Origin of the sequence: Streptomyces enissocaesilis (assembly GCF_039533765.1) — a bacterium.
GTDB lineage: Bacteria > Actinomycetota > Actinomycetes > Streptomycetales > Streptomycetaceae > Streptomyces > Streptomyces enissocaesilis.
On sequence record NZ_BAAAUD010000041.1, the window covers coordinates 80,334 to 92,933 of the forward strand.

Consider the following 12,600-nt stretch of genomic DNA (forward strand, 5'->3'; position numbering starts at 1 on the left):
TCTCGCTCCCCCTCAGCCCCGGATCCGCAGACGGTCGGTGCTGTCCTCGCTCGGCTGTACGACGACGATTCCCTCGCCGGAGAAGGCCATCTGGTACGCCTCTCCGCTGCCCCGCCCGACCAGGGCGGACGCCTTGAAGCTGCGCTTGCCCTTCACCTTGAGGTTCGGGGACCAGGCGACCAGGGCGTCGGGGTCGACGTACGTCTCGTCCTCGCCGCGCCCGGATTCGACGACGATCGGCGTACCGCGCGAGGTCACGGCGACCCAGCCGGTGCCCGCGATCTCGACGTTCCACAGGCCCTGGCCGGCGAACTTCGCCATGCCCTTGACCTTCTCCACGCTCCACCGGAGGTCCGCGTCGAAGGCCAGCACATTGCTGCCGTTGACCGAGAGCGAGTCGTTGTCGAGGTTGATGACGACGACGTCCGCCCCGTAGTCGGCGAGGTAGAGCAGGCCGTCGCCGGCGCACTTCATGATCGGCGCGCCCTCGCCGGTGACCCACTGGGACGCGACCTGGCGGGCCGCCGGCGGATTCGGTTCGTACTGGATGAAGCCCTCGTACGCCACCATCGAGCCGGTGCGCGCGTAGAGGTCCCGGCCGGTGGCCATGGCGACCTTGAGCATCGAACGCCCGTGGTTCTCCATGCGGGCCGCGATCGGGGTCGGGGCGTAGCCCGCGAGTTGCTGATTCATGACGGGCTCCCTCAGACCTCGTAGGGCTGGACGACGATGAAGTTGCCGGGCGCTCCCCGGAACTGCAGGTTGACGGTCTCTCCGCTGTGGCCCGGATAGGCGTTGCGCCGCAGCCGCACCTGGCTGGAGAGGATCACCTGGGACGCCGAGGACCATGCGACGACGGCGTTGGCGTCGGCGAACGTGGTGGGCGTGACCGGCAGGACGACCGGGATGCCGTGGGTCTTCACGACCACGGTGCCCGTGCCCTGGAACTGCATGGTGAACAGGGCGCCGCCGGGGATGCCGTGGCCCTCGATGCGGCGGACCTCGTACTGGAGCGACTCGTCGAACGCGAGAACGTTCTCGGCCGACACGCAGATGCCGTCGCCCTGGAGTTCGATGGGATGCAGGTTCGCGCCGTCCTCCGCGAGGAAGACCTGGCCGCGTCCGGTGCAGCGCATCAACTGCATCTCCTGGCCGGTCGCGTTGCCCACGATGCGGCCGGTGAAGCCCGCGCCCTTGTGGCTGAAGTCGACCTTGCCCTGGTACATCACCATGCTGCCCTGACGGGCCAGGATCGGCATACCGCCCATGGTGAGGTCGGCCCGCATGAGCTGCTGGTTCTGCGAGGTCCAACGCTGGCCGGTGGCTGCCTCGCGGTACGGCTGGAGGGCGGCCTTGAGGCCGCCACCCTGCGGGGCGCCCTGGGGCACGCCGCCCTGCGGTACGCCCTGGGGCTGGCCGTACGGGGCCGGCTGACCATAGGGGGCCGGCGCACCCGGCGGCTGGGCCTGCCCGGGAACCTGGCCCGGCATCTGGCCCGGCACCTGGCCGAACTGCGGCTGCTGGGCCGGCTGTCCGTACGGCGACGGAGGGGCCGGCGGCGCGGGCATCGGCGCCGCGACGGCAGGGGCGGCGTACATCTGCGGGGCGGGCTGCGGCGGCGGGGCGAAGCCCTGCGCGGGGGCCGGAGCGGGCGGGGGAGCCGACGGGGTGGGGGGCGCGCCGAAGGACGGGGCGGGCTGCGGCGCCTGGGGCGGCGGGGCGAAGGACGGGGCGGGCTGCGGCGGCGGGGCGAAGGAGGGGGCCGCGGCCTGCGGCGGGACGGCCGGTTCCTCCTCGGCCACCTCACCGCCGAAGTTCCTCAGCAGGGCCTCGAGTCCGCCGTCGAACCCCTGGCCGACGGCGGCGAACCGCCACACGTCCTTGAGGTAGAAGTCACCCAGCATCACTGCGCGCTCGGTGGTGAACTCCGAGCCGTCGAAGGCGTACCTGACGACTTCTTCGCCCCCCGCGACGATCCGGATGTAACCGGGTCCCACCTGCGACATCTGCCCCGCGCCGTCGATGGTCGCGGTGAAGGAGAGGCGGTGGATGTCCGCCGGGACGCGGTCCAGCGTGACACGGAACGACTCGGTGTCTCCCGACTGCGCGCCGAGTTGCCGGATCGACTCCTCGGGCGAATTCGGCTGGTTGAAGAAAATGAAATACCGGTCGTCCGAGAGCTGTTCATTGGCGTCGAGCCCGAAGCAGCTGATGTCGAAGGACAGCCCGGGTCCCCCGATCCGTACGCCCACGTACAGATCCGTACCCGCTGTGAGGTCACTGATTTTGGCCTTGTGGCCGCGTTGGAATTCCCTGGCCATGCGTAACGACCGTCCCCCATCCCGAGGTGAATGCGTCGCGTCAGGCTAACCGCAAACGCCGACATCCGGCCAAGCCGGTACAGAGTCGGTACAGAGCGGCCCGGGGTCGCCCGGAGTCACTCGCCGCGTGCGCCCGGCGGGTGCGGCAACCGCTCGGCGGCGACCACTCCTTCGAGATAACCGCGGGCCCGCTCGGTGCGCGGGTACGCCTCCAGGAGCTGCCAGAAGCGGGGGCCGTGCCCGGGCACGAGGAGATGGGCGAGCTCGTGGACGAGCACGTAGTCGACGACGTACTCCGGCATGCCCTGGAGGCGGTGCGAAAGACGGATGCTGCCTTCGGCCGGGGTGCACGACCCCCAACGGGTGTTCTGGTTCGTCACCCAGCGCACCGAGACCGGGCGCGCCCTGCCGCCGAAGTACTGGGCGGAGAGCCGCTGGGCGCGCTCGGCGAGCTCGGCGTCGCCGAAGAGGCGCTTGCTCTCCTGGGCGGCGAGCTTGTCGAGCATCACGGTCACCCAGCGTTGCTCCTCGGCCTCCGACATCCGGTCGGGGATGAGCACGACGGTGCGGTCGCCCTCGCGGTACGCGGAGACCGTCCTGCTGCGGCGGGCGCTCCTGCGGACCTCGACGGCGTTCGACCGTGAGCCGTGGGGCGGCGGGTTTGTCGCACTGTGCAGGGGGTCGGCGGGCACGGCACGACGTTACCCGGTGCCAGTGGTGGAAGTCCCGCCTCCGGATGATTCGAACGCGATCCGTTCTCCGGCGTGCGGCGTGCGGCATGCGGCACGCGAATGACCGATGCGATTCATACGACTAATACGCAGTGCCTGTGGACAACTTTCAGCCCTCTTCGGCCGCGCCGTGCATTCTGAGACCCGAGAGCGGATCTTGCGACAGACCGGCGGGCCGGCAGGCCGGTGAACCGGCGGATCGCCAGACCGATGGACCGACGAACCGACGGGGGCGACGCAATGCATCCGATGGTGAAGCCCGCGCTGCGGCGCGCATGGCGGGACCGGCAGACCGTGCAATTCGGCATGACGTCCGCGCACGCGGTGACGGTGGGCCCGGTGGACACGGCGACGGGCAGTTTCCTCGGGCTGCTCGACGGGACCCGCGGCCTGCCACTGCTGCGGGAGGAGGGGCGGACGATGGGGCTGCCCGACGGGCGGGTGGACGACCTGGTGGCCCGGCTGACGGCGGCAGGTCTGATCGACGACGCGACGGCGGGCGGAGCGGGGGCGGACGCCCTGCGGGGACGTGCCGAGGTGTTCGACCGGCTGCGCCCCGATCTGGCGTCGCTCTCCGTGGTCCACGCCGAACCGGGCGGCGGGGCACGGCGCCTGGCGGCGCGGCGCGCCATACGGGTTCAGGTACGGGGCGCCGGGCGGGTCGGCGCGACGGTCGCGACGGTGCTGGCCGCCGGAGGGGTGGGCCGCGTCGAGGTCCTGGACGGCGGGTGCACGGAGCTCTGGGACGTCGCACCGGGCGGGCTGTCCGCGGAGTCGGTGGGCGGCCGGCGGGACGTGGCGGCACGGCAGCTGGTGCGGCGGGCCGCGCCCGGCCGGCTTCCGCGTGCGGCGGAGATCGCGGATCGGGCCGGGCCCGCCGGGTCCACGGCCGGTGGTGAGCCCGGGTTGTCGCTGGTGATCGTGGCGCCCCGGGACGGATCCGCCGCGTACGCTCCCGATCCCGTCACCGCCGAGCCCTGGCTGCGTTCGGGGACGCCCCACCTCTACGTGGGGGTCGCCGAGGCGACGGGGGTGGTGGGACCACTGGTGCTGCCGGGTGGCAGTGCGTGCGCGGGCTGTATGGCGCTGGGGCGCGAGGAGCGGGATCCGGGGTGGCTGCGAATGCTGGCGCAGTGGCGCTCCGGCCGCGGCGGGCCCGTACCGGCCTGCGACATCGGTCTGGCGACCGCGGTGGCGGGACTGGCGGCGGCGCACGCCCTGTCCTTCCTGGACGGCGAGCTGCCCGCCACCACCGGGGTCCGGTGGGAGACCTCGATGCCCCTGCTGGACTGGCGGCAGGAACGGATGGATCCGCACCGCGACTGCTCCTGCGGCGCCGGTGGGCAGGCTGAGGGGGAGTGCGCCTCGGTCGCCGGAAAGCCACAGGACACAATGGCCGGGTGACCGTCGTAGGCGGCCACGGGTGTCTGGGATTTGGAGGGGCGCATGTCTGATCTTCCCCGGAAGGCGGTCACCCGTACCGCCAAGCTGGCAGCACTGCCACTGGGCTTCGCCGGCCGAGCCACCTGGGGCCTGGGCAAGCGGATCGGCGGCAAGTCGGCCGAGATAGTGGGCCGTGAGCTCCAACAGCGCACGGCAGACCAGCTGTTCAAGGTCCTCGGCGAGCTGAAGGGGGGCGCGATGAAGCTGGGGCAGGCCCTGTCGGTCTTCGAGTCCGCGCTTCCCGAGGAAGTCGCGGGCCCCTACCGGGCGGCGCTGACGAAGCTCCAGGAAGCCGCGCCGCCGATGCCGACCCGCACGGTGCACTCGGTGCTGGAGGAGCGGCTCGGGGAGAAATGGCGCGAGTTGTTCCTGGAGTTCGAGGACAAGCCTTCGGCGGCGGCCTCGATCGGCCAGGTGCACCGGGCCGTGTGGCACGACGGGCGTGAAGTGGCCGTCAAGGTGCAGTACCCGGGGGCCGGGCAGGCGCTGCTCTCCGACCTGAACCAACTGAGCCGCTTCGCGCGGCTGCTCGGCCCGCTCGTCCCGGGGATGGACATCAAGCCGCTCATCACCGAGCTGCGCGACCGGGTGTCGGAGGAGCTCGACTACGCGCTGGAGGCGCAGGCCCAGCGGGAGCACGCGGAGGAGTTCGCGGACGATCCGGACGTGCTGGTGCCCGGTGTGGTGCACCAGAGCGATCAAGTCCTGGTGACGGAGTGGATCGGCGGGATCCCGCTGGCCGATGTGATCTCGGACGGTACGGCGGAGCAGCGGGACAGGGCGGGGCAGCTGCTGGCCCGGTTCCTCTTCTCCGGGCCGGCCCGCACAGGGCTGCTCCACGCGGATCCGCATCCGGGCAACTTCCGGCTGGTGCCCGTGGGGAGTGCCGGCGCAGACCCCGACGGTGCAGACCTCTACGGCGAGGGCGGAGACGGCGAGGGCGGGGCGGTCGCACCATGGCGGCTCGGCGTCCTGGACTTCGGCACCGTGGACCGGCTGCCCGGGGGGCTGCCCTCGACGATCGGTGAATCGCTGCGGATGACGATCGACGGCCAGGCCGAGGCGGTGTACGAACTGCTCCGCGAGGAAGGCTTCGTGAAGGAGACCATCGACCTCGACCCGGACGCGGTGCTGGACTACCTGCTGCCGATCATCGAGCCGGCGCAGGCAGACGAGTTCACATTCACCCGGGGCTGGATACGCGGACAGGCGGCGCGGATAGCCGATGTCCGCTCCCCCGCACATCAGTTGGGCAAGCAGCTCAATCTGCCGCCGTCCTACCTGCTGATCCACCGGGTGACCCTGAGCACCATCGGAGTGCTCTGCCAGCTGGGTGCGACCGTACGACTGCGGCACGAGCTGGAGGAGTGGCTGCCCGGTTTCCTCGCCGATGCCCCTGCCGAAGCGGAGGAGGAGGCCGGGGCGTAGCCGGGCCGGGCGTCCCCTTGCGGCGGTGCGTCCCGCCGGCGTGCGGTGACCGGTCGACGCGCCGCGGGGGCCGGTCCGTTCGGACCGGCCCCCGCGGAGGGCCTTCGCGTGCCGGCCTGCCGAGTGCCTGTTACTGCATGACCGCCATGGCCAGGGCGCGGCGGGCGCGCAGTGACACGCGCTCTGCGCGGCGCTGCATCCGCCGGGCGGCGACCAAGCGCACGGCCTGGTGTTCCGCCTCGGCCTCCCGCCGGCGTTCTTGCATATGGGCACGGGCCAGGGCTTCTGGGATGAGTTGCATCTCGCGGTTCCTGTTCTGACGCGAGTCGTTCGCGCCGGTGATGGTGACGTCGTGGGTGGCGGTGCCGAAGGGCTCGCTGGGGGAAGAGATCATCGGGGCCTGCTTTTGGGGATCGTGCGTATGGGGTCGGTCGATGGTTCCGATGGCGTTCATACGGTGACCGGGTTCTTGCGCGGGCGGCCACGCGGCCGCTTGCGGGCGACGACGACCCCCTGGACGAAGAGCTCGCCGCCCCAGACGCCCCAGGGCTCGCGACGCTCCTTGGCCCCTGCGAGGCATGCCTCGACCAGCGGGCAGGTCCGGCAGAGCGACTTGGCGTACTCGACATCGGCCGGGGTCTCGGCGAAGAAGACCTCCGGGTCGTAGGAGCGGCAGGGGACGGGCGTACCGAGGTTCTCGATGGCGTCGTCGAGCGCGGTGAGCGCGGTGAGGGGGGTGAGGGGGGTCAAGGCGGTCTGGGCAGTCAAGGCGGGGTCCTCCGTGAGACCGGGCGGCGAGGTGATCGCTTGGGAAGGCGGTACGGACGGGGCGTGCGTTTCGAGTTGCACGGTGGTTTTTTCCTCGTCGAGTCGTTCCGGCCGGTAGGCCGGGTGGCGGTTGCTGTCCCGAGACCCCTTCGCTCTGTCTCTCCACTGCGGGAAAAACAGAAGGGCCGCGGATCCCTGGTGGGGTTCCGCGGCCCTGAGGCGCCTGCCTGATCCTGGATCAGGCTGGATCACTCCAGGGTTCGAGCCCACGGAAGGCCCACATCGTGTGGTGCTGCGTCGTCTGCTTCTTGAATCCGGCACCGGCTGCCGCAAAGGCATAGGCCTTCGCCTGTGCCGCTGCTACTGCTGCTTCCGGTGCCTCGGTCGGTCGCTCATTGCGCGCCAGGACCAGGACGGGGAGGCTCGCGAGGGACGCCGGACGGACGGCGGCAATGCCGCCGGACATACCGGTGCCACGGAGCGAGGAGCCGAGCGGGCAGGAGGCGACGACCGAGCGATCGGTCATTTTGGTGAAGGTCATGAAGCTGGTCACTGGGCTCGCCTCCTCTCGGCGTCTCGGGGACCTGGTGGCACGAGGCCGGTCCCTACGTATTCGGATAAGTACAGCACGGAATCAGGGCTTCAGAGAAGTCGCTGTTCCCGTGGTTAAGAACCTATGGGGACTCCCCGGGCATGCGCAAACTATTTTTTCGACGAGTTTGAATCAGTCCTCCTCGTCGGCCCCGCCAAGCTCCTGGCCTGCGCAAAGAGCCAGCACATCGGCTCCGAAACGCTCCAACTTGCGCGCGCCGACTCCTGAGATCACTGCCAGTTCTCCCGCCTCGGCCGGCGCCGCCTCGGCGATCGCCATCAGCGTCTTGTCGGTGAAGACGCAGTAGGCGGGCTGGCCCAGCTCCCGCGCCTGACCGGCTCGCCAGGCGTGCAGCCGTTCGTACAGCGCCTCGTCCATGTCGGACGGGCAGTCCTCGCAGCGCATCAGCTTCACCTCGCCCGCGTCGGTGAGCGTCTTTCCGCACACCCGGCACAGGGCCGAGCTGCGACGCCTGCGCTGGACCACGCCGCCGGTGCCCCTGCTGCTGCCGCTGCCGCCGTGCTCGACGCTTCCGCCGCCGCCCGCGCCACGGCTGCCGGAGAGTGCGGAGCCGGGGCGCAGTCCGCTCAGGAAGCGGCTCGGACGGCGGGAGGCCCGGCCGCCCGGCGAGCGGGACAGGGCCCAGGACAGGCCGAGGTGCTGCCGGGCGCGCGTGACCCCGACGTACAGCAGGCGCCGCTCCTCCTCGATCTGTTCGTCGGTCCTGGCGTAGGTGATCGGCATCATGCCGTCGGTGAGACCGACCAGGAACACGGCGTCCCACTCCAGGCCCTTCGCCGAGTGCAGCGAGGCGAGGGTGACGCCCTGGACGGTGGGCGCGTGCTGGGCGGCCGTGCGCTCGTCGAGCTCCGTGACGAGGTCGGAGAGCGTCGCGGCGGGCCTGGCCTTCGCGAAGTCCTCCGCGAGGCGCACCAGAGCGGCCAGTGACTCCCACTGGTCGCGTACCGCCCCGGAGCCCGCGGGGGGCTGCGTGGTCCAGCCGTTACCGCTGAGGACGGCGCGGGTCTGGGAGGGGAGGTCCACGACGTCGTCGAGCAGGGGGTCGTTGTTGCCGAACCGGGCGGCGCTGCGCAGGCCGTGGATGGCCTTCCGCACCTCCTGGCGTTCGAAGAACCGCTCCGCGCCGCGCAGCTGGTAGGGCACGCCGGCGTCGGCCAGAGCCTGTTCGTAGACCTCCGACTGGGCGTTGATGCGGTACAGCACGGCGATCTCGCCGGCCGGGACGCCCGCCGCGATGAGGTCGCGGATGCGGCGGGCGGTGCCCTCGGCCTCGGTGGGTTCGTCCGCGTACTCCGTGTAGACGGGCTCGGGGCCCGCCTCGCGCTGGGAGACCAGCTCCAGGCGGTGCTCGGCGGCCCGGCCCCGCGCCTGGCTCAGCAGGCCGTTGGCCAGGTGGACGACCTGTGGCGTCGAGCGGTAGTCACGGACCAGCTTCACCACGGTGGCGTCCGGGTGCTTGGTGCGGAAGTTCAGCAGGTGGTCGGGGGTGGCGCCGGTGAAGGAGTAGATCGTCTGGCTGGCGTCGCCGACGACGCACAGGCTCTGCCGGTCGCCGAGCCACAGTTCGAGCAGCCGCTGCTGGAGCGGGCTGACGTCCTGGTACTCGTCCACCACGAAGTGCTGGTACTGGCTGCGCACGTGGTCGGCGATGTCGTCCCGGTCCTGGAGGATGCCGACGGTGAGCAGCAGCACGTCCTCGAAGTCGATCATGGCCCGGTCGCGCTTGAGCTGCTCGTACATCGCGTAGACCTGCGAGATCTCCGCCGCGTCCCTGGGGACGTCGCGGCCGGACTTGGCGGCCGCGGCCGGATAGTCGCCGGGGACGGTCTGCGTGACCTTCGCCCACTCGATCTCGCCCGTCACGTCCCGCAGCTCGTTGCGGTCCAGACGGACGCGGCAGCGGGCGGCGGCTTCGGCGACCAGCTGGATCTTGCGCTCGACGAGACGGGGCAGGTCACCACCGACTGCTTTCGGCCAGAAGTACTGGAGCTGGCGCAGCGCGGCGGAGTGGAACGTCCGGGCCTGGACACCGCCCGCGCCGAGCTGGCGGAGCCGCCCGCGCATCTCGCCGGCGGCCCGGTTGGTGAACGTGACGGCAAGCACACTGGCGGGCTGCAGGATCCCGGCGCGTACGCCGTAGGCGATGCGGTGCGTGATGGCGCGCGTCTTGCCGGTGCCCGCTCCCGCCAGTACGCACACCGGACCGTGCAGGGCCGTGGCGACCGCGCGCTGCTCGGGGTCGAGCCCTTCGAGCACCGCGTCTGCCGAGTCGGGGACCTGCGGGAAAGGAGAGAGGTGCGTTGCTGCTGTCACCCCGCCATGCTGCCAGGTCGTGGGAGGGGGGAGCGGCCGTTGTCCACAGGGGCCGGGTGCCGGTCCTACTAATGCGGGATGCGGGAATGACGGTCGGGTCACGTACGTTCACACACTGGCATTTCCGACTCACCGGGGGACACGCCCCGGCGAACCAGAGGAGCGCATACGACATGCAGGGCACTGTGACGATGTACAGCACCACATGGTGCGGCTACTGCCGTCGGCTCAAGAGCCAGATGGACCGCGAGGGCATCGCGTACACCGAGATCAACATCGAGCTGGACCCTGAGTCGGCGGCCTTCGTCGAGAAGGCGAATGGCGGAAACCAGACGGTCCCGACCGTCCTCGTGGTCCCCGCCTCCGGTGAGCAGACGGTCATGACCAACCCGAGCCTCGCCCAGGTCAAGCAGGCGCTGACGGTCTGAGGCGCGCGTACGCGGAGCGCCGCGTACACAGAACCACCGCGTACGCAGAGCACGCGGAACACATACGGAAGGGCCCCCGGCAGCGGCGCGGGGGCCCTTCCGTATGCCGCGGGGCTACGGGCCCAGCGGCTTCGGCAGGGGCTTGCCGTACCAGATCTCCACCAGGCGGGCCGCGATGGAGATGCCCGAGGGGGACACGATCTCGCCGGACTCGATGGCGCTCCGCAGGTCGTCCCTGGAGAACCAGCGCGCCTCTTCGATCTCCTCGCCGTCCACGTTGATCTCCGACGACGTGGCGCGTGCCATGAAGCCCAGCATCAGGCTGGACGGGAACGGCCACGGCTGGCTGGCGACGTACTCGACGCTGCCGACGGTGACGCCCGCCTCCTCGAAGACCTCACGGGCCACCGACTCCTCGACCGACTCGCCGGGCTCCACGAAGCCCGCGAGCGTCGAGAACCGGCCTTCCGGCCAGTGCACCTGGCGGCCGAGCAGCGCGCGGTCCTCCTCGTCCGTGACCAGCATGATCACAGCGGGGTCGGTACGCGGGTAGTGCTCGGCGCCGCACGCCTGGCAGCGGCGGATGTGCCCGGCCGCCGCGATGACTGTGCGCTCGCCGCAGCGCGAACAGAACCGGTGCAGCCGCTGCCAGTTCTCCAGGGCCACCGCGTGGACCATCAGGCCCGCGTCGCGCGGGGAGAGCAGGAGCCCGGCTTCGCGCAGGCCCGCCGGCCGCGCGGACTGGTCCATCCGGCCGGGCAGGGAGTCCTTCTGGAGCGCGAAGTAGCTGACGCCGTCCTCGTCGGTACCGAGGAAATAGCGGTGCGTCTCGGTGACCGGGGCCTCGAAGGCCGGGGTCATGACGAGTTCGGTGCGGCCGTCGGCGCTGTCTGCGGGCTCGTCGATCAGAGCCTGGCCGCCGGAGACCACGAAGACACGGGTCGTCGGGTGGCTCCACGCCGCGGCCAGCCATGCCTCGTCGAGGCGGTGGTGCGCGGCGCGGTCGATGCCGCTCGGGGCGGTGAACCCGATCGGCCGCTCCGTGGTCCGCGCGGTCTCCGTGGTCAGGCCCGTGCCCGTGTGGTCGGTCGAGGTGCTCACAGGTGCTTCCAACTCCCCCTGGTGGATTCGGACGGTGTTCAGGTTCAGGAGGCGCGCCAGTGCGCCGCGAGGTCGCCCCACAGGTACGCGGTGGTCTCGACGCCCTTGAGGAGCAGGTCGAGTTCGACCTTCTCGTCGGGTGCGTGCCAGCCGTCGGACGGTACGGAGATACCCAGGAAGAGCACCGGTGCACCGAGTACGTCCTGGAGGTCGGCCGCGGGTCCCGAGCCGCCCTCGCGGGTGAAGCGGATCTTCTGGCCGAAGGCGCGGCCCATGGCCCGTACGACGGACTGGAGGGCGGGGTGGTCCAGCGGGGTGAGGCACGGGCGGGTGGCGGCGCCGAACGTGATCTCGTGGCGGATGCCGACCGGGACGCGGGTGGCGATCCAGTCGCGTACGGACCGCTCGATCTTGTCCGGGTCCTGGCCCGCCACCAGGCGGAACGACAGCTTCAGGTGGGCGGAGGACGGGACGACCGTCTTGCCGCCGGGGCCCTGGTAGCCGCCGCCGATGCCGTTGACCTCGGCGGTCGGGCGGGCCCAGACGCGCTCCAGGGTGGTGTGGCCCGCCTCGCCGAGGGTGGCGCGGGACTTGGCCGTGCGGAGCCACTGGGCCTCGTCGAAGGGGAGCTCGGCGAACAGCTCGCGCTCGCGGTCCGTGAGCTCGACGACCCCGTCGTAGAAACCGGGGACCGTGATGCGCTCGTCCTCGTCGTGGAGAGCGGCGACCAGGCGGGCGGCGACGGTGGCGGGGTTGGGGACGGCGCCGCCGAAGGACCCCGAGTGGATGTCCTGGTCGGGGCCGTACAGCTCGATCTCGCAGTCGGCCAGGCCGCGCATGCCCGTGCAGACGGTCGGGGTGTCCTCGGACCACATGCCGGTGTCGGAGACGATCACGGCGTCGGCGGTGAGGCGCTCGGCGTGCTCCTCGACGAGGGCGCGGAAGTGCGGGGAGCCGGACTCCTCCTCGCCCTCGACGAGGAGCTTGAGGTTGACGGCGGGGGCGGTGCGGCCGGTGGCGGCGAGGTGGGCGCGCACCCCGAGGGTGTGGAAGAACACCTGTCCCTTGTCGTCGGCGGCGCCGCGGGCGTAGAGCCTGCCGTCGACGATCTCCGGCTCGAAGGGGTCGGTGTGCCAGCCGTCCGCGCGGGCGGCGGGCTGCACGTCGTGGTGCCCGTAGACGAGGACGGTGGGGGCGGCCGGGTCGCCGCTCGGCCACTCGGCGAAGACCGCCGGGGCGCCCGCCGTGGGCCAGATCTCGGTGACCGGGAAGCCGGTCTCCTGGAGCTTCGCGGAGAGCCATTCGGCGCTGCGGCGCACGTCGGCGGCGTGGGCGGGCTGCGCGGACACGGACGGGATGCGCAGCCAGTCGGCGAGGTCACCGAGGAAGGCCGCGCGATGCGTGTCGATGTACGTACGGACGACGCTGTCCGGGGTGTCGCTCATGTCCTTGAG

General features: G+C 71.4%; 12 protein-coding genes. 3 read left to right on the forward strand and 9 right to left on the reverse strand.

Annotation, left to right across the window (positions count from 1 at the left end):
• Positions 1–12: 12 nt before the first annotated feature.
• From ABD374_RS20730 to ABD374_RS20740, 3 genes are all read right to left on the reverse strand, one after another.
• Positions 13–693: an AIM24 family protein gene (locus ABD374_RS20730; RefSeq protein WP_344497065.1), complete on the reverse strand. Its 681-nt coding sequence runs from the start codon at positions 691–693 to the stop codon at positions 13–15.
• Positions 694–704: 11 nt separating this feature from the next.
• The gene (locus ABD374_RS20735) at positions 705–2,321 is read right to left on the reverse strand and encodes a TerD family protein (protein ID WP_344497066.1); all 1,617 of its coding nucleotides are present in this window, start codon (positions 2,319–2,321) and stop codon (positions 705–707) included.
• Positions 2,322–2,437: 116 nt separating this feature from the next.
• Positions 2,438–3,013, reverse strand: a complete 576-nt coding sequence (locus tag ABD374_RS20740; RefSeq protein ID WP_344497067.1) for a M48 metallopeptidase family protein — start codon at positions 3,011–3,013, stop codon at positions 2,438–2,440.
• A gap of 279 nt (positions 3,014–3,292) precedes the next feature.
• Here ABD374_RS20740 and ABD374_RS20745 point away from each other — a divergent pair, with 279 nt between their 5' ends.
• Both ABD374_RS20745 and ABD374_RS20750 read left to right on the forward strand, forming a co-directional pair.
• Positions 3,293–4,456 (forward strand): ThiF family adenylyltransferase, encoded by a 1,164-nt coding sequence (locus tag ABD374_RS20745; protein WP_344497223.1) that lies wholly within the window; start codon positions 3,293–3,295, stop codon positions 4,454–4,456.
• Positions 4,457–4,498: 42 nt separating this feature from the next.
• The gene (locus tag ABD374_RS20750) at positions 4,499–5,923 is read left to right on the forward strand and encodes an ABC1 kinase family protein (RefSeq protein WP_344497068.1); all 1,425 of its coding nucleotides are present in this window, start codon (positions 4,499–4,501) and stop codon (positions 5,921–5,923) included.
• Between the two features lie 130 nt (positions 5,924–6,053).
• Here the strand turns inward: ABD374_RS20750 and ABD374_RS20755 are convergent, their stop codons facing one another.
• The 4 genes from ABD374_RS20755 to ABD374_RS20770 all read right to left on the reverse strand — a co-directional run bounded on the left by ABD374_RS20755 (position 6,054) and on the right by ABD374_RS20770 (position 9,617).
• Entirely contained in the window at positions 6,054–6,377 is a 324-nt protein-coding gene (locus ABD374_RS20755; protein ID WP_344497069.1) for a hypothetical protein, read from the reverse strand.
• Positions 6,374–6,772, reverse strand: a complete 399-nt coding sequence (locus ABD374_RS20760) for a WhiB family transcriptional regulator (protein WP_344497070.1) — start codon at positions 6,770–6,772, stop codon at positions 6,374–6,376. The genes ABD374_RS20755 and ABD374_RS20760 overlap by 4 nt, the downstream gene beginning before the upstream one ends.
• A gap of 157 nt (positions 6,773–6,929) precedes the next feature.
• On the reverse strand, positions 6,930–7,232 hold the full coding sequence (locus tag ABD374_RS20765; RefSeq protein WP_344497224.1) for a hypothetical protein: 303 nt from the start codon (positions 7,230–7,232) through the stop codon (positions 6,930–6,932).
• A gap of 183 nt (positions 7,233–7,415) precedes the next feature.
• Positions 7,416–9,617, reverse strand: a complete 2,202-nt coding sequence (locus ABD374_RS20770; RefSeq protein WP_344497071.1) for an ATP-dependent DNA helicase UvrD2 — start codon at positions 9,615–9,617, stop codon at positions 7,416–7,418.
• Between the two features lie 173 nt (positions 9,618–9,790).
• Here ABD374_RS20770 and ABD374_RS20775 point away from each other — a divergent pair, with 173 nt between their 5' ends.
• Positions 9,791–10,045, forward strand: coding sequence for a glutaredoxin domain-containing protein (locus ABD374_RS20775; protein ID WP_344497072.1), 255 nt, complete (start codon positions 9,791–9,793; stop codon positions 10,043–10,045).
• Positions 10,046–10,159: 114 nt separating this feature from the next.
• Here the strand turns inward: ABD374_RS20775 and nudC are convergent, their stop codons facing one another.
• Both nudC and ABD374_RS20785 read right to left on the reverse strand, forming a co-directional pair.
• Entirely contained in the window at positions 10,160–11,113 is a 954-nt protein-coding gene (gene nudC, locus ABD374_RS20780; protein ID WP_344497225.1) for an NAD(+) diphosphatase, read from the reverse strand.
• A 77-nt stretch (positions 11,114–11,190) separates the two neighbouring features.
• Positions 11,191–12,591 carry a dipeptidase gene (locus ABD374_RS20785; protein WP_344497073.1) on the reverse strand — a complete coding sequence of 467 codons (1,401 nt, stop codon included), beginning with the start codon at positions 12,589–12,591 and terminating at the stop codon, positions 11,191–11,193.
• Between the last annotated feature and the right edge of the window lie 9 nt (positions 12,592–12,600).